The sequence below is a fragment of the Paenibacillus radicis (ex Gao et al. 2016) genome (assembly GCF_014641555.1).
GTDB lineage: Bacteria > Bacillota > Bacilli > Paenibacillales > Paenibacillaceae > Pristimantibacillus > Pristimantibacillus radicis.
Map to the genome: position 1 here is coordinate 587,206 of NZ_BMHY01000001.1, position 16,957 is coordinate 604,162.

General features: G+C 50.0%; 15 protein-coding genes. 5 read left to right on the top strand and 10 right to left on the bottom strand.

The window, feature by feature from the left end; translation table 11 throughout:
* Positions 1–60: 60 nt before the first annotated feature.
* The 3 genes from IEX98_RS02435 to IEX98_RS02445 all read right to left on the bottom strand — a co-directional run bounded on the left by IEX98_RS02435 (position 61) and on the right by IEX98_RS02445 (position 3,202).
* Positions 61–1,362 carry an ABC transporter substrate-binding protein gene (locus IEX98_RS02435; protein ID WP_188887339.1) on the bottom strand — a complete coding sequence of 434 codons (1,302 nt, stop codon included), beginning with the start codon at positions 1,360–1,362 and terminating at the stop codon, positions 61–63.
* Between the two features lie 122 nt (positions 1,363–1,484).
* Positions 1,485–2,315 carry a carbohydrate ABC transporter permease gene (locus IEX98_RS02440; protein WP_188887340.1) on the bottom strand — a complete coding sequence of 277 codons (831 nt, stop codon included), beginning with the start codon at positions 2,313–2,315 and terminating at the stop codon, positions 1,485–1,487.
* Complete coding sequence (locus tag IEX98_RS02445; RefSeq protein ID WP_188887341.1) at positions 2,315–3,202, bottom strand: carbohydrate ABC transporter permease; 888 nt, start codon at positions 3,200–3,202, stop codon at positions 2,315–2,317. Before IEX98_RS02445 ends, IEX98_RS02440 begins: the two co-directional genes overlap by 1 nt.
* Before the next feature lie 111 nt (positions 3,203–3,313).
* Between IEX98_RS02445 and IEX98_RS02450 the strand changes: the two genes are divergently transcribed.
* Together IEX98_RS02450 and IEX98_RS02455 are read left to right on the top strand one after the other, a co-directional pair.
* Positions 3,314–5,131: a cache domain-containing sensor histidine kinase gene (locus IEX98_RS02450; protein WP_229691940.1), complete on the top strand. Its 1,818-nt coding sequence runs from the start codon at positions 3,314–3,316 to the stop codon at positions 5,129–5,131.
* A complete protein-coding gene (locus IEX98_RS02455; RefSeq protein WP_188887342.1) occupies positions 5,128–6,753 on the top strand; it encodes a response regulator transcription factor in 1,626 nt (541 codons plus the stop codon). The genes IEX98_RS02450 and IEX98_RS02455 overlap by 4 nt, the downstream gene beginning before the upstream one ends.
* Positions 6,754–7,087: 334 nt before the next feature.
* Here the strand turns inward: IEX98_RS02455 and IEX98_RS02460 are convergent, their stop codons facing one another.
* The 5 genes from IEX98_RS02460 to IEX98_RS02480 all read right to left on the bottom strand — a co-directional run bounded on the left by IEX98_RS02460 (position 7,088) and on the right by IEX98_RS02480 (position 10,753).
* Positions 7,088–7,681 carry a hypothetical protein gene (locus IEX98_RS02460; protein WP_188887343.1) on the bottom strand — a complete coding sequence of 198 codons (594 nt, stop codon included), beginning with the start codon at positions 7,679–7,681 and terminating at the stop codon, positions 7,088–7,090.
* A gap of 131 nt (positions 7,682–7,812) precedes the next feature.
* Positions 7,813–8,064 (bottom strand): DUF1450 domain-containing protein, encoded by a 252-nt coding sequence (locus IEX98_RS02465; RefSeq protein WP_188887344.1) that lies wholly within the window; start codon positions 8,062–8,064, stop codon positions 7,813–7,815.
* Positions 8,065–8,079: 15 nt separating this feature from the next.
* The gene (gene trhO, locus IEX98_RS02470) at positions 8,080–9,018 is read right to left on the bottom strand and encodes an oxygen-dependent tRNA uridine(34) hydroxylase TrhO (RefSeq protein ID WP_188887345.1); all 939 of its coding nucleotides are present in this window, start codon (positions 9,016–9,018) and stop codon (positions 8,080–8,082) included.
* A gap of 83 nt (positions 9,019–9,101) precedes the next feature.
* Positions 9,102–9,734: a helix-turn-helix transcriptional regulator gene (locus IEX98_RS02475; RefSeq protein ID WP_188887346.1), complete on the bottom strand. Its 633-nt coding sequence runs from the start codon at positions 9,732–9,734 to the stop codon at positions 9,102–9,104.
* Positions 9,735–9,871: 137 nt separating this feature from the next.
* On the bottom strand, positions 9,872–10,753 hold the full coding sequence (locus tag IEX98_RS02480; protein ID WP_188887347.1) for a LysR family transcriptional regulator: 882 nt from the start codon (positions 10,751–10,753) through the stop codon (positions 9,872–9,874).
* Between the two features lie 116 nt (positions 10,754–10,869).
* Between IEX98_RS02480 and aroC the strand changes: the two genes are divergently transcribed.
* From aroC to IEX98_RS02495, 3 genes are all read left to right on the top strand, one after another.
* Positions 10,870–11,928 carry a chorismate synthase gene (gene aroC / locus IEX98_RS02485; protein ID WP_188887348.1) on the top strand — a complete coding sequence of 353 codons (1,059 nt, stop codon included), beginning with the start codon at positions 10,870–10,872 and terminating at the stop codon, positions 11,926–11,928.
* A 196-nt stretch (positions 11,929–12,124) separates the two neighbouring features.
* On the top strand, positions 12,125–12,820 hold the full coding sequence (locus IEX98_RS02490) for a TerC family protein (RefSeq protein ID WP_188887941.1): 696 nt from the start codon (positions 12,125–12,127) through the stop codon (positions 12,818–12,820).
* Between the two features lie 81 nt (positions 12,821–12,901).
* Positions 12,902–13,456, top strand: coding sequence for a hypothetical protein (locus tag IEX98_RS02495; protein WP_188887349.1), 555 nt, complete (start codon positions 12,902–12,904; stop codon positions 13,454–13,456).
* Positions 13,457–13,570: 114 nt separating this feature from the next.
* Here IEX98_RS02495 and acnA read toward each other — a convergent pair whose 3' ends face one another.
* Both acnA and IEX98_RS02505 read right to left on the bottom strand, forming a co-directional pair.
* Positions 13,571–16,279: an aconitate hydratase AcnA gene (acnA, locus tag IEX98_RS02500; RefSeq protein ID WP_188887350.1), complete on the bottom strand. Its 2,709-nt coding sequence runs from the start codon at positions 16,277–16,279 to the stop codon at positions 13,571–13,573.
* Positions 16,280–16,433: 154 nt separating this feature from the next.
* Positions 16,434–16,796 carry a globin domain-containing protein gene (locus IEX98_RS02505; RefSeq protein WP_188887351.1) on the bottom strand — a complete coding sequence of 121 codons (363 nt, stop codon included), beginning with the start codon at positions 16,794–16,796 and terminating at the stop codon, positions 16,434–16,436.
* Positions 16,797–16,957: the final 161 nt, after the last annotated feature.

A 16,957-nucleotide genomic window follows, 5' to 3' on the forward strand; every position in this document is an offset into this window, starting at 1 on the left:
ATCAAACGGCTGCTGCCGGAAGGTGTGAAACAAACCTTCCGGCAGCAGCCGCATTGAGCGTTATTTTTGCACGATATCCGTTATCGTTTTGTTGAATTTATCCAGCAGTTGATCCTTGTTGATCTGACCGCCTTGATATTCTTGCATCGCCGCGCCCCAGCCTTGCGTCACGCCATCCGGGTAACGTCCCCAATGCCAGCCGCCAGCGGAAGCCGCTTGCTCCGATACGGCCGCGCCCATTTGGCCAACATCCTCAGTTGTTGCTTTAATGGAGGTGAGGGCAGGAATGAATTTAAATTCCTTCGTAATGTACGATTTACCTGTATCGGATGTAACCATCCAGTTGAGGAACGCTTTTGCTTCCTCGGCATTTTTCGACTTGCTGTTGACGATCCAGAAGTTAGCCGGACCTGTGTAGATGCGGGCTTTGCCGCTGTCGTCGATCGGAATCGGCAGCAGGCCAATATCCAGCTTAGCGACTTTGTCGATGTCGCCTTGAATCCAGTTGCCTTGCTGAATCATCGCGGCTTTGCCGGAAGCGAAGGTTGCCACTTGCGTCGCATAGTCTGTCGTCAATTTATCCTTTTGGCTATGGTTGAACACGAGATCAACGTACTTCGTCCATTTTTGGAAAATCTCATTGTTTTTGAACAGCTCGGTTCCGGCTTTAGTGCCTTCTACGAAAGCGACCGGATCCGGTTGCTCAGCAAGCGCTACGTTAATCGTGTGATGCCCGATCGACCACCATTCATTCGTTGTAACGAATGGCGTGATATCAGCTGCCTCCAGCTTGGCAACAACAGCTTCCAGCTCTGTCAGCGTCTTAGGAAGCTCGGTAATGCCGGCTTTGGCAAACAACTCTTTATTGTAGAAAATGCCGTAGCCTTCGATGTTCATCGGCATGCCAAGCAGCTTGCCGTCTACCTTCGCAGGAGCCGCAGCGGATTCGATAACATCCTTTGCCCAAGGCTCGCCGGACAAGTCAGTTGCCCGATCGTAGTAGGCCTCGAGAGCGGCAAAGCCTTCCGCATTGAAAATCTCTGGCTCGGAGCCTGCGGCAATTTCAGCACGCAGCAGGGCGTTGTAATCCTCGCCGCCGCCATGTGTTTCGACTTGAACCTTTACGCCGGTTTCTTTCTCATACGCTTCCGCCATCCGGTTGAGCGCGTCGGCGATTTCAACCTTGAATTGAAACACCTTGATGGTGACGTCTTTTTTCGGAGTCGCCGTTTCTTCCTTTTGACCCGTTTCCGTCGTTGGGGATGTGCCTTCTTTGCCCCCATTGTTGCCGCCGTTGCCGTTACCGCAGCCTGCTGCAAGGATAAGCAGGATAGATACCAGCAGAATCGATAATTTTTTCATGTCTTGACCTCCCTAAAGGTATGAAGATAAGAATAAAGCAGCGTTTACAATTCGATTATAGTGTCTGTATAGAATGAGCAACACTGAATTCATTGTCGACAAAAGTGCAAAATATTGATTTATTACCCTTTTAAGGAACCGGAAGAAATACCTTCCACAATATGTCTTTGCAGCATGAGAAAGACGGCTAATATTGGTGCAACGCTCATGGTGAGTCCTGCGAGCGCTAAATCCCATTGCTTCGTGTATTGTCCGAAAAAGCGTGTAACGGCTAGCGGAATGGTGGTCAAATCTTTATTCGCTCCAATAACGAGCACCGGCAGCAAATAGTCGTTCCAGATCCATAATCCGTTCAGTATGATGACCGTTACCATGATCGGACGCAGCAGCGGGAAGACGATTTTCCAAAACACGCCGTATGGGGTGCAGCCGTCGACGACTGCCGCTTCCTCTATCTCTACCGGCACACTTTTCACAAAACCATGGAACAGGAAGACGGAAAGCGATAAGCCAAAGCCTAAGTAGCAGACGAATATGCCAAGCAAATTGCCGCGCAGCTCCAGCAGGCTCGTAATCCGAACGAGCTGCAGCATGATCGATTGAAACGGAATGATCATCGCCGCGATAAAGCAAGTAAACAGCAGCTTGTTGAACGTCGTGGGCCTCCGTACGAGCCGGTAACCAGCCATCGCGCTGACGAGTACAATACCGGCGACGCTTACACCCGTAATGAGGATGGAGTTGAACAGCACCTTCGGAAAGCGGATGATCTCCCATACCTCATTATAGTTCGTCCATAAATAGATTTTTGGGAGGGAAGCGGCATCTACCATAATTTCGCCAAGCGATTTGACTGAATTGACGAGGACGAAGTAGAACGGCGACAGAAACAGCAGTGCAAGCAGCAGAACCAGCGTGATGACGCTGTAATTGCGAAAGCGGGAAGCAGCCATTAAGCTTCAACCTCCTTCCGTTTGGTCAGCCAGACTTGCGTTACCGCGATGATCGATACAGCGAAGAAGAATAACATCGCCTTGGCAGTCCCAAGTCCGTAACGGTTGTTGATTAATGCTTCCGCATAGATGTTGTAAGCCAGCGATTGCGTGGAAGTGCCTGGGCCGCCTTTCGTGAGCGAGAAGTTCAGGTCGAACATTTTGAACGCGTTGGATGTCGTAAGGAACAAGCAGACAGTGATAGCTGGCATAATAAGCGGCGCCGTTATTTTGCGAATCGACTGCCAGTAGGTTGCCCCGTCAATCGTTGCAGCTTCCATTAGATCCTTCGGCACCCCGACGATAGCGGCAATGTAGATGATCATCATATAGCCCGCCGTCTGCCAGACGAAGACAATCACGAGACCCCAGAAGCCCGTATTAGGCGTTCCGAGCCAAGGAAGCTCGAAGATTGGCCATCCGGTTAATTCTCCGATCGTTTTGAATCCTTTGGTGAAAATGAACTGCCAGATGTAGCCGAGCAAAATGCCGCCCAGCACGTTCGGCAGAAAGAAAATCGTCCGCAGCGCATTTCTGCCCTTGAGCGGACGGGTAAGCAGCAGTGCGAGCAGAAAGCCCAGCACATTGGTTGCGATAATCGTGACGAAGGTGAAGCGGAGCGTAAAGCCGAAAGCGGTCCAAAACTTGTCGTCGTTCGTAAAGATCCGAGTAATATTGTTCATGCCCGTCCATTTGGCTTTATCCAGATCAAGTCCGTTCCATTCCGTGAATGAATAATAAAAGCCGAGCAGGAAAGGGATGAGTACGATGATCGAGAAAGCGATCGTCCCGGGTCCAAGGAAAACGAGCTGTTGCAGCCATTGCCTTGAATGTTTACGTGTTTGCATCGAATGCCTCCTATCGGGGGGTTATGATGTAAATATAATCCGTTATTGTTTTTTGGAACACAGATAGATATGATGGGTTTGGTGTAATATATTGACCTAGGGGGAAGCAGGTTGTTCGCGACGAGTATACGCAGAAAGCTGATGGCACTGCTGTTAGCAGTAACGGTGATTCCAATTACGATCTCGATGATCATTTCGAACTTCTATATTAAAAATCAGGTTACCGAGCAGGCGATTCACGAAAGCCAGAAGCTTCTCTCGCTTGGGAAAAACAATATTAGCGGCTACATGGACAAAATCAATGAGTCCTCATTGGACGTCTACAACAACCTGAATGCGTCCAATTCCTTGTATGCCTTAATCGAGCGAGGGCAGTCGCTCAACATGGACGCTGCAGAATTTGATTTGAAAAACAACATGCTTGTCTATACGCATATTCTGAATATTTATCAGTCTGCTAAAGGCATTCATCAAATCTATCTGGAAATCGGCAGCGATAAATTATCTTACTTGCTCTCTCGCGGTTTTTTCCGCAGCGGTATCGGCATGCCGAGCGAATGGCCAGCAGAGCGGAAGGGGAGCCCCGTGCCGTTCGTACAAGCGACGCATAACAGCGTCAATTATAATTTGGATTGGAGCAAATCGGTTAAAAAGGTAAGCGTTTTCACTCTAAAAAGGCCTATTATACGCACACCCAGCAATGATGTGATTGGCTATCTGTCCATTGATGTACAGTCCACAGAGCTGAACAAAGTATGCAAGCAGCTTACGCTCTCCGATCAGGAGAAACTTTATATTATCGACAGGGAAAAGAATGTGATCTGCTCGGAGAACAGCAGCGGTGAAAATATGGACTGGGCCGAAAAGGTGGCTGCCGGCGGAGAAAGCGGCGTCATGAAGTGGAAGGACAGCACCTTTTCCGGCATTGTCATCTATGATACGATTAGCGCCAACTACATGGACTGGATTGTCGTCAAGCAGCTGCCTTACTCCTATTTGTACGAGAGTGCGAACGCCATCCGGACGATTAATACAACGATTATTATCTTGTTTATGGCGCTTGTCGTTGTCGCGAGCATATTCGTCTCCTACCATTTCACCAATCCGATCAAGCGGCTTATCGGCCATATCAACCAGGTTCAAGCGGGCAACTTCAACATCGTCGTTCCTGTGCAGGGACGGGATGAGGTGGCGATTCTCGCAAGGCGGTTCAATACGATGCTGCAGACGATCAAAGATTTGATTAACCGGGAGTACCGGCTGGAGATTGCAAACAAGACGAATCAGTTGAAAGCGATGCAGGCACAGATCAATCCCCATTTCTTGTACAATGCGCTGCAATCAATCGGCACACTGGCGCTTCAGGCGCAAGCGCCTAAGGTGTACTCGCTGATCACAGCCATCGCCAAAATGATGCGCTACAACATGAACACAAGCGAAGCCATCGTTCCTTTCTCGCTTGAGCTTGGCCATGCTAAGGCTTATCTGGAGCTGCAAAAGCAGCGTTTTAACGATCAGTTGACGGTCGTCTACGCTATTGATCCGAATTCGCAAGCCATTCTGGTGCCGAAAATGCTGCTGCAGCCGTTGATCGAAAATTATTTCAAGCACGGCTACGAGAAGACAGATGGCAGCGGCTTCATCCGCATTTCTGCCGATACAACGGACGGTCAGTGGCTTATCATTCAGATTGAAGATAACGGCAGCGGAGTCGACGCCGATAAGCTGCTGGAGCTAAGGAGGCTGCTCCACCGCTCGACCGCTACACTGCTGGAGGAGCAGCATCATATAGGCATCAGCAACGTATGGATGCGATTGAAGCTCTACTACGACGAAGAGCCGGAAATGAGCGTCGATTCGCCGTCATCAGGAGGGTTCATCGTTACGATTCGCATACCGCTTCACTACGGATTGGAGGAACGGACATGAATGTGCTTTTAGTAGATGATGAACAGCATGTGCGCGAGGCGATCCGGCTGCTTATTGATTGGCAGGAGCTTGGGATCGACAACATTTATGAAGCAGATAACGGAGATGCGGCGGTTGACATGATTGAACGCCTGCAGCCGGAAATCGTCGTTACCGACATGCGGATGCCGCATCGGGATGGAGTTGGACTGTTGTCTTGGCTGCATGCGGAAGGGCGGAAATGCAAAACAATTGTGGTGAGCGGCTATGATGATTTCGAGCTTGTTCGCAGCTCGATGAAATACGGCGGCCAAGATTATTTGCTGAAGCCGATTGATCCTGAACAACTGACTGAAGCACTGGAGAAAGCAAAGCAATGCTGGCAGAAGGAGGAACGGGAGCGGCAAATCAAGCAGCAGCGGAATATAGAGATGAATCAAATTAAGCCGGTTTATTGGGATAAGCTGTTTTCCGGACTTATTAGCCAGTCAGGCGGCAGATCGCAGCTGCCACCGCTGCTTCAAGACGAATTTAAGCTGGGCCGGATTGAACGGTGTAGAACAGCAGTCCTCCCGATTGACTCGATTGACGCTGGTGTGGCGCAAAAGTTCGTCTATAACCGTGATTTGCTGTTTTTTATCCTGACCAACGTGTGCAATGAATTCTTGCGGCGCGATGATCGCGGCTTTGCATTCCGGTACTGGAACAGCGAGCATGAAATCGTACTCCTGCTCTGGGGCGGGCTTGCCAATTGGGAGGAGACACTGCGCCGGATCGGGGACGGCATCCGCGAGACGATACACAGCCGAATTGATTTCGGCATCGGAACGGAGCAGCCGTTTCTCGGCGGTATTGCGGAGTCGTTTCAAGCGGCACGGACGGCGCTGAAGCAGCGCAATCTGCGAGCACATAGCGATGGTTTTCACCGCTATGCGGATGTAAACGCGATATCTTCAGCAGCCAGTATTCCATCGATGGGCGACTTTGAAGAGCGGTTCCGCGTCGCTGCAAGGGGCGGAAGAGAGAAAGATATCGAGATGGCAGTTAATAGCTGGATGGACGCCATCAGCGGACTGGCATTGATCTCGCAGTGGCAGCTGGAACAGTGGCACTCGGATTACAAGGCGATGCTGGAGCGGCTGTACAAGTCCGCGCCCGGGGGCCCCAGCCGAATCGGCAATGAGGAGTTGCTGCCGGATTGGCGCAGGCTGCTCCATGCGGATGGGAGCTTGTCGCTCGAAGCGTGGCGGGAGCAGCTGACAGCTGGTTTGTCGGAGCTGGCACGGATCTATCAGGCGGGCTCCAATCGCCAACCGGATCTGAACATCATGAAGGAAATTGCGAAATATATGGAGCAGAACTATCACCTTGAAGTGACGCTGCAGGACATTTCCGAACGGTTTTACTTGAGCCGGGAATATATTTCACGCCGCTTCAAACAAGAGATGGGTGAGAATGTGTTCGACTATCTAGCGAGGATTCGCGTCGAGAAGGCTAGGCTGCTGCTGCAAAACCAGCATCTGAAAATCGCTCAAATCGCCGAAATGGTCGGCTACGATGACGAGAAATATTTTAGCAAAGTGTTCAAAAAGGTGATGAGCGTCTCGCCGAATCAATACAGGAAGCAGGAGGGAGAGGGTTAACGATTAAAGGGCGGATTCAAGTTTATATAATAACAAGTATAATCGTCATTTTGCTCCCATTCATCCTCATAATATACGATTATTGGGATAGGCATCAGCCTAAGCTGGGGGCAGTCGGCAGCGGGGTTAGAGAGGGATTTGACGCTTATACCATTATGATGCTAATCTTTCTATTTTTAATTGGTGTTTTAAATTTGATTGTGGCACTGAAACGATATAAGGATTTCAAAAATAATCAGTCATAATACGGCTGTCATGTGATAAAACAAGGGTTTGTCTCTGCCGCAGATGTTCTACGGCAGAGACAAACCCTTGTTTTATCATGGATTATGGATTAATTCAGCTTGTATTTCTCAGCAACATCGCGGTATAAGTCCCGGTATGCCTGATCATCATCCTGAATGTCCAAATTTGCGATTGTCAGATTGTCCAGCGCTTTATTCCCGTGCTGGATTGCAAACTTCCCTTGATGGTTTCCGATGATTTCATAGGTCTCCGCTGGCTGGGTCGGACCCTTATACAGAAAGAGCAAGTAGGTTCTGCCTGGAGACAGAGGCTTATAGACCTCATTGGGCATACGTTGATAGGAGCCCCACAGGTTCGTCCACTTCCCGTAATGCTCGATGACATTCAGTCGGCTGCTCGTGCCGACATGTTCCTGTCCTTTATAGATCTTCTTAATTTTAATTTGGGAGAAGGTATTTGCTTCTATTGGATATTGATCTTGCTGATCAAGGGGGACAACGGAAGCCGTCTCTCCCGCAAATTCGGCCTCAACGATAACCGTCGCCAAGCTTTCCATTTCTCCAAGCGAATAAAGGCTGTAATCGCTATCCGAACGAATAATTTGAGGGTAGGCATGCTTATAAGTGACAAAACAGGCTATACCTAAAATGATTGTTAATCCAGCGATCGTAAGTTTTCGCATTCCGCACATCCTCCTCTGTCAATCATTAGTAAAAACGAGGAAGAAGAGACAAAGGTTGCATACGAAAAAAAAGCTGCGCCGCTCACCATTGAATGGAGAGCAGCGCAGCTTATCATTTTGAAGGAATGCTTTTATTCGAAAAACAACCGGATTACCTCACGAACCGCTTCTTCCACTTGCTCCAGACATTCCTCTGGAGTTGCCGCATGGACGCGGTTTTCATTCACCATCGCATAAGGACGTGCACGGCACATATTGCACATATTCAAACAATTGGTTCGCATGACCGCAGCTTCCGGAAACTTCTCCTCGAGCTCCTCAAGCGGCAGAAGAGCCATTGCATTGCGGTCGCATACTTCGACGACGACGAGTCCCAGGCTCATTGCTGCATCACCTTCTTATCTATGCGATTGGAGCACTTTCAACTGGCGCTTAGGCGCGTCATTGGCTTCGCACTCGTCCGAGCAGTAAGCCGCATGCTCCTCTTCGCATTCCTCGCAGCAAATATGCTGACGGTGGCAGAGGTCGTCTGCGCAATTAATGTAACGGTCCTCAGGCTTGCCGCAGTGGTAGCAGGTGCCTACCACGATATCTTCGTCGGTGTTGTTTACGCGGACTGAGATCCGCTCGTCGAATACATAGCATTTGCCGTCAAAGAGACGGCCTTGTACTTCTTCATCCTTGCCGTAAGTGACGATACCGCCATCGAGTTGGGCAACGTCGTTGAAGCCTTCTTCCAGCAGTACACCCGTCAACGTCTCGCAGCGAATGCCTCCCGTGCAATAAGTCAGAATGGTCTTATCCTTAGCATCCTTTAAGTTATTGCGAATCCACTGCGGAAACTCCCGGAACGACTCTACCGTAGGACGGATTGCGCCACGGAAATGGCCGATATCGTATTCATAATCGTTGCGGCCGTCGATAATGATGACGTCGTCACGCTGCAGTTGCTCGTGAAACTCCTTAGGCGACAAATGCTTGCCAGTACGGACATTAGGGTCAAGCGGCTTCTCATAGCGAAGCGTGACGAGCTCTTTTTTCGGACGAACGAACAGCTTCTTGAATACATGCGAATCCGACTCGTCGATTTTGTAAACCATATCGGTAAACAGCGGGTTGCTGCGCATATGAGCGATGTAGGCTTCTGTTTGCTCCACCGTACCGGACAGCGTTCCGTTGATGCCTTGATGCGCCACGAGAATCCGGCCTTTTACGCCAAGCTCCTTGCAGTATTGAAGATGCTCTGCCGCAAACAGCTCGTAGTTCTCGATAGGCACATATTTATAATAGAGCAGAATGCGGTATGGTTTGTTAGTGTGATCTTGAATATCGGTCATGTCGAATCTCACTTCTCCAGTTCATTTATTAAATGTAGCTTTGCTGCTTTATTCATGCTAAACCTGCTTGTAAAGTTCGTCAACTATACCGTTTTTTTAATCCGGTATTCACATCTGCGATCGCCTTTTGCCAAACATTCAGTCCGGCTGACATCCGCGTTAAGCAGGGAGCGGAATAGCTGCAGCTCACAGTTGCAAGCATGGCCATATGCGTTGGCGACGTCGGCGATCGGGCAGTTATGCTCCTTGAGCACGAATTCATCTTCGCTTTCCTGCTCCCACTGCACCATATAGCCATTGTCATTCTGAATTTGCGCCAGTGCGGCGACTTTGTCGGCGAGCGCTTTATTCTCCATCGCAGGAGCATACTTGCTCAGCATCGATTCCTTGCGGCGGTCAAACAGCAGATTGACCATTTCGTCGCCGGATTCTTGCCCTAGTTCGCCTAGCAGATCCAGCGTTAAGGAGTTATATTTTTTCGGAAAATAATGCTCGGCATGCTCCGTCAAGCTGTAGAGCGCCGTCGGTCTGCCCATTGCTTGCTTGATCGAGCGCTGCGTAATCCATCCGCTGCTCTCAAAGCTTTCCAAGTGGCGGCGAACGGCCATGCCGGTCAGGCCAAGCTGCTCCGTCAAGTCTTTGGCGCTGAGCTCACCGTTTGTTTTCAGCAAATGCAAAATGGTTTCGCGAGTCGAGAGCCCATTGACTTGCTTCACGATATTCACCGCCTATGGTCATATTATTTTTATCTTTTGTTTCCTTATAGGAAGAATGGCACATGAAAGCTAGTTACACTATATCATTTTTCAACAAAAATGTCTCATAAGTCAGGATGGAAACGTATAACAGCCCCTTACCCCTTCATAAGCAGGTTTAGAAAGGAGGAGGAGGCGCTTGGCAGCACCTTGTTTTTACGAGTGACGACGCCAATCATACGGGGTGGAATCGGGTCGGTCAGCTGCAGCTCGCAAAGCGATCCTTCCGCAAGCTCCCGCTGTGCGAATTGCCGTGCGACAAAGGCAGCTCCATAACCCTGCTGTGCGAATTCTACAATCATCTCTGTGCTTGTCAGCTCGATATCGGGCTCCTTATAGACGCCCCGTTCCGCAAACCAGTGCTCAACGAACAGTCTCGTACTGCTCCCGGACGTCGGCAGCAGCAGAGGAATTTGCGTCAATTGACGCACCGTCAACGGCTGCTCGGCAAGCTCTTTATAGGCTTTGCCAACGACAAAGCAATCCTGTATGGCGATAAAAGGAGTAACGTCGAGCGTCTCCTCCTCCAGCGGTAAATGGACAAGACCCAGATCAATTTGCTCTTCTTGAAGCTGACGCGTGACCTCGCTAGTCTTGATCTGCATGAGGCGGATGCGGATTTGCGGATGCTCCGCATGAAATTTGCTCAAATGCGGCAGCAGCACATGTTTAATAATCGGTCCGCTAGCCCCGATCCGAAGCTCTCCGGCATCCAGTTGAACAAGCTCGCGAAGCTTCTTCTCTCCGCGGCCGAGCAGGGAAAAGGATTGCTCCACATATTCATAAAGCGCTTTTCCTTCTTCGGTAAGCCGGACACCTTTGGACAGCCGGTCAAACAGCTTGGCGCCAAAATGTTCCTCTAATTGTTTAATCGCATAGCTGACCGATGGCTGTGTGATATGGAGCGCTTGCGCGGCTTTAGTGAAATTGCCTGTCTTGGCTGTTAATAAAAAGATACGGTAACTTTCCAAATGCACCATTATGGCATAGACCCTCTCTATCGCAACGTAATGATATTGTTATTTCCATTATATCACCAACGAAATTATAATAAATAGTACAGACAAGGTTTAAAACAGGGAAGGGTGGATGACAAATGTCGGGAAGCAGCAGCTTTGGTAAATTGTTTACGATGTCAACGTTTGGCGAATCGCATGGCGAGGCCGTTGGCGTCATTATAGATGGTGTTACACCAGGAGTCGAAATTACGGAGCAAGAGATTCAATTACAAATGGACCGCCGCAAGCCGGGCCAATCTTCGGTAACGACGCCGCGCAAGGAATCGGATACGATTCGGATTTTGTCCGGCGTATTTGAAGGAAAGACGACGGGCGCTCCGCTCGCCGTCATGCTGAACAACACGGATATGCGTCCTTCTGCATATGAGAAAAATAAACTGTTGTTCCGTCCCGGCCATGCCGATTTCACCTATGTGGAGAAATACGTGCATCGCGATCACCGCGGCAGCGGCCGTGCATCGGGCAGAGAAACGGCTGGACGTGTAGCTGCAGGCGCGGTAGCGCGCAAGCTGCTGTCGCTTCGCGGCGTGTCGGTAACGGCATACACGAAAGCCGTTGGCGGTATTCAAGGTGAGACCGTCGATGAGAGCTTCATTGAAAAAAACCCGGTTCGCGCAGCAGATCCAGTTGCAGCAGTGAAGATGATCGAGAAAATCGAACATCTGGCAAGCATCGGCGACAGCTGCGGCGGTATTGTAGAATGCGTCATTCGCGGCGTGAAGCCGGGTATCGGCGAGCCGACCTTCGACAAGCTTGACGCAGAACTGGCGAAAGCGATGCTGTCAATCGGAGCGGTGAAAGGCATTGAGTTTGGCGCAGGCTTTGACGCTGCCGAAATGCTGGGCAGTGAGCATAATGACCAAATGGATAAAGACGGCTTCCTGAGCAACAATGCAGGCGGTATTATCGGCGGCATCAGCACGGGTCAGGATATTGTTTTCCGCATTGCGGTCAAACCGACCTCTTCGATCTCGAAGCCGCAGAAGACGGTAGACCAGTCCGGCGACGAGCATACGATTGAGACGATCGGCCGTCATGATCCTTGCATTTGCCCGCGCGTGATTCCTGTAGTCGAAGCGATGGTATGCATGGTGCTGGAGGATTTGTTCAAGCGCCAAGCGGCATTGCACAACTAATGACGAGAAGCACGCAGCAGCCATTCGGACTGCTGCGTGTTTTTATGTGCGTGAATTGCATCCTGTCCAAAAATATTACTATTGCGAAAAAAAGGCGGCGGAAGTACACTGTTCTCTGACGTCCTTGTGGACATACATACCAAGCACAGGCTGCTGGCCGGCATCACCGGTTGGAGAAAAGAGGGGAACGCGTGTGATTTTGACGCTTGAATTTTGGTCGACACTGCTGTCGATTATCTTTATTGATCTAATTCTGGCCGGAGATAACGCGATCGTTATCGGCATGTCTGCGCGTAAGCTGCCGAAAGAACAGCAAAAGCAAGCGATTCTTTGGGGAACGGTGGGAGCCGTTGCGATCCGAATTTGTGCAACAGTACTGGTCGTCTACATACTTAAAGTGCCTTGGTTGCTGGCCATTGGCGGTTTACTGCTGCTGTGGATTGCCTACAGGCTGCTGTCGCAGGAAGAGGAGCATAGCGATATTAAAGCCGGCAATACGATCTGGGCATCGGTCCGTACGATTATTATCGCGGATGCGGCAATGGGACTGGACAATGTCATTGCGGTCGCAGGCGCTGCTCATGGCAATATACTGCTTGTCGCTTTAGGATTAATTATTAGCATTCCGATCGTCGTATGGGGCAGCACCTTGTTTATTAAGCTGTTGAACAAGCTTCCATGGATCGTATATGTGGGTTCTGGCGTGCTGGCTTATACAGCTGCGAAAATGATTACGCACGAGCCGTCCATCGAGCATCTATTCGACGACAGCGAAGCGATTCGCTGGGCGTTCATCGCTGTTGCGGTTATTATCGTCATTGCAGCCGGCTTGTGGAATAATATGATGAAGAAAAAAGTAGAGGCCGGGCGGGAGCACGGCGCATCTCTATAGAAACCAAAGCTGTATCAACGGTCATTGAAAGTAAGATGACGGGGTTGATACAGCTTTTTTTGTATTACGAGGTCAACCAGAATGTTTTGGTTGATTTTTTGCGTGCGCATGAAGCTGCGTTTAGCAAGCAGCCACTTTTACGCTGGAAAAATCCAACGTAGAGGCGGGAAAGCAGTAGAGAAGGCCCCCTACGTTGGATTTTTCCAGCGTAGAGGCGGGAAAGCAGCAAAGAAGGCCCCCTACGTTGGAAAAATCCAACGTAGAGGCGGGAAAGCAGCAGAGAAGGCCCCCTACGTTGGAAAAATCCAACGTAGAGGCGGGAAAGCAGCAGAGAAGGCCCCCTACGTTGGAAAAATCCAACGTAGAGACGGGAAAGCAGCAGAGAAGGCCTCCTACGTTGGAAAAATCCAACGTAGAGGCGGGAAAGCAGCAGAGAAGGCCCCCTACGTTGGAAAAATCCAACGTAGAGGCGGGAAAGCAGCAGAGAAGGCCCCCTACGTTGGAAAAATCCAACGTAGAGGCGGGAAAGCAGCAGAGAAGGTCCCCTACGTTGGAAAAATCCAACGTAGAACGGGAGCAGATAGGAAGCTGCTGAGTAATATTAGGCGAATCAGTATCCGTCTAATGGTAATGTAGTGCAGGTCAGCGCATAGTCGGCTCAAATGACGCATGCAGCGTTACGTCAGCAGATTCATCGTGGAACAAACAGAAAAAGGGAGGCTCCGAGGAGCCTCCCTTTTAATTAATCGCTTAGTTCGAGATCATTTGACGGAGAACGGTTTGCAGAATGCCGCCGTTCCGGTAGTAGTCAACATCTACGAGCGAGTCGAGACGGACGATAACTTGGAATTCAGTCGTAGTTCCGTCTTCTTTCGCAGCAACAACTTTAACTTTGTCGCCAGGTTGTACTTCGTTCGAGAGTCCAACGATGTCGAACGTCTCATAGCCTGTAAGGCCAAGCTGTTTCCAGCCTTCGCCAGGCAGGAATTGAAGCGGCAGAACGCCCATGCCCACCAGGTTGGAACGGTGGATACGCTCGAAGCTTTCTGTAATAACAGCTTTTACGCCGAGCAGGAACGTACCTTTTGCCGCCCAGTCACGGGAGGAGCCAGTACCGTACTCTTTGCCGCCAAGAACGACAAGGTTCGTACCGTCTGCTTGATATTTCATCGAAGCTTCGTATACCGACGTTACTTCGCCAGTTGGCTGGTAAGTCGAGAAGCCGCCTTCTGTACCCGGAGCGATTTGGTTCTTGATCCGGATGTTGGCGAACGTACCGCGAACCATCACTTCGTGATGACCACGACGCGAGCCGTAGGAGTTGAAGTCTTTCTTCTCAACGCCGTTGGCGATCAAGTATTTGCCGCCTGGAGCGTCAGGACGAATGCTGCCTGCTGGCGAGATGTGGTCAGTTGTAACCGAATCGCCAAGCGCAAGCAACGTTTTAGCCGCTTTGATGTCTTCTACATCGCGGATGCCGTCAGCCAATTTGTCGAAGAAAGGAGGGTTGGCGATGTAAGTGGATTTCGGATCCCACTCGTACAGCTCGCCTTCCGGTACTGGAATTTGGTTCCAGCGTTCGTTTTGCGTGTACACATTTTCGTATTTCGCACGGAACATTTCCGGCGAGAGCGAAGCGTTCATCGCATCAGCGATCTCTTGGTTCGTTGGCCAGATGTCTTTCAGGAAGACCGGTTGGCCGTTTGGATCCGTACCGATTGGCTCGCTTGCGAAATCGATGTTTACTGTACCTGCAAGAGCGTAAGCGACAACGAGCGGTGGCGATGCCAGGTAGTTCGCTTTGATTTGCGCGTGAATACGGCCTTCAAAGTTACGGTTACCGGAAAGGACAGCCGCTACTGTCATATCGTTATCTGCAATTGCTTGGCTGATGTCTTCAGGAAGCGGGCCGGAGTTGCCGATACAAGTCGCGCAGCCATAGCCTGCAACGTGGAAGCCCAGCGCTTCAAGCGATTCCAGCAGGTTTGCTTTTTTCAAGTAGTCGGTAACGACCAGGGAACCTGGTGTCAGCGAGCTTTTCACATACTCAGGTTTAACGAGACCGCGAGCTACGGCTTTTTTCGCAACGAGACCAGCACCGACCATAACGCTTGGGTTCGATGTGTTCGTACACGAAGTGATTGCCGCCAGAACGACTGCGCCATCGCGCATTTTGCTTTCTTTGCCGTTGGCATGTTTCACTTCAACGACTTCATCCAGCTTGCTGTCGGACAGGCCGTAGCCGCCTTTGTCAACCGGCTGGCGAGCAATTGCGTTCCAAGCTTCTTTCATGTTCGTCAGTTCGATACGGTCTTGCGGACGTTTAGGACCTGCAAGGCTTGGTACAACTGTCGACAGATCCAGTTCAACCACTTCTGTGAAGGTTGGATCTGGTGTAGCATCTGTACGGAACATGTCTTGTGCTTTGTAGTAAGCTTCAACCAGAGCGATTTGCTCTTCCGAACGGCCTGTTTGACGCAAGAAATCAAGCGTTGTAGCATCGACAGGGAAGAAGCCGACAGTTGCGCCGTATTCAGGAGCCATGTTGGCAACTGTAGCACGGTCAGGCAAGCTGATGTTGGACAAGCCGGAACCGAAGAATTCAACGAATTTGCCGACAACGCCTTTTTTACGAAGCAATTGAGTGATCGTCAGCGCAAGGTCAGTCGCCGTAGCGCCTTCTGCCAGGCTGCCTGTCAGTTTGAAGCCGATAACTTCAGGTGTAACGAAGTACAGCGGTTGGCCAAGCATGCCGGCTTCCGCCTCGATGCCGCCAACGCCCCAGCCTACGATGCCGAGGCCGTTGATCATTGTTGTATGGGAGTCCGTACCTACAAGGGAATCCGGGAAAACGAAAGTTTCGCCGTCGATTGTTTTTGTAGCGGCAACGGATGCCAGGTACTCCAAGTTAACTTGGTGAACGATACCCGTATCTGGCGGTACAGCGCGGAAGTTATCAAACGCTGTTTGTGCCCAGCGGAAGAAACGGTAACGTTCTGCGTTACGCTCAAATTCGATGCGTTGGTTAATTTCGAGCGCGTCCGGGGAACCGAAAGCGTCGACCATAACCGAGTGGTCGATAACGAGATCGACAGGAACGAGCGGGTTGATTTTTTTAGGATCGCCGCCTGCTTTTTTTACTGTTTCACGCATTGCTGCAAGGTCAACGACTACGGGTACGCCAGTCAAATCCTGCAGAACGATACGGGAAGGAATGAAAGGAATTTCTTTGTCGTCGCGGCTTACAGCCCAGTCAGCCAGTTGTTTAACATGCTCTTTTGTAATTGCGCGGCCGTCAAATTGACGAACAGCGCCTTCGAGCAATACTTTGATTGAGAATGGAAGTTTGGAGATTTCGCCGAGTCCTTGCTCTTGAAGTGCTTGAAGGCTGTAGTAACCGTACTGTTTGCCTCCAACTTCAAGGTTGGATCTTGAAGCGTAATGGTCTTGGTTTGCCATTTCTTGAAGCTCCCCCTTTAAAGGTAAGATTGAACGATGCATGTTTCATACCGTGAAACACTATTTCAAAATCGTTATGTCTTTATTATAGCGCGAAAAGCGGCCATTCGTAAAGCATAAACCGAGGTACAAATATGGAATTTATCAAGCGCCTCTAGGCGTTTACAAAAAAATAAGCGCTCCCGCTTAATCGTTCCATTATCATTTCCCGCAGCGCTTCATCTGCTACATTTTCCGCCAACGCTTGATCCATGCAGCGAAGCCATGCATTCGCATGATCATTCGTTATTTGCACATGCATATGGCGGGCACGCATTCTAGGATGCCCATACTGCTCCGTATATAAGGGCTCGCCGCCAAAAAATTGTGTCAGGAACAACGTCTGCTTGTCCATTACGGGATCGATGTCTTCGGGAAACAGCGGTCCGATCAGCGGGTCCTTCAATACTTTCGGATAAAAGGATTCAACAATGCGGCGCACGCCTTCGACGCCTCCGAGCGTTTCAATTAAAGTCATAATGAATAATCATCCTTTCTTTCAATAAAGGTTATATGGTTCACAGCGATAAAATTTCGGTTGTGCGATCACCTTATTATGTTCGATGAATCAGAGCGGGATGTCAACTGATAGCTAATAATTATATGCTTACAAAAATAAAGTAACTATGTTATAATTAT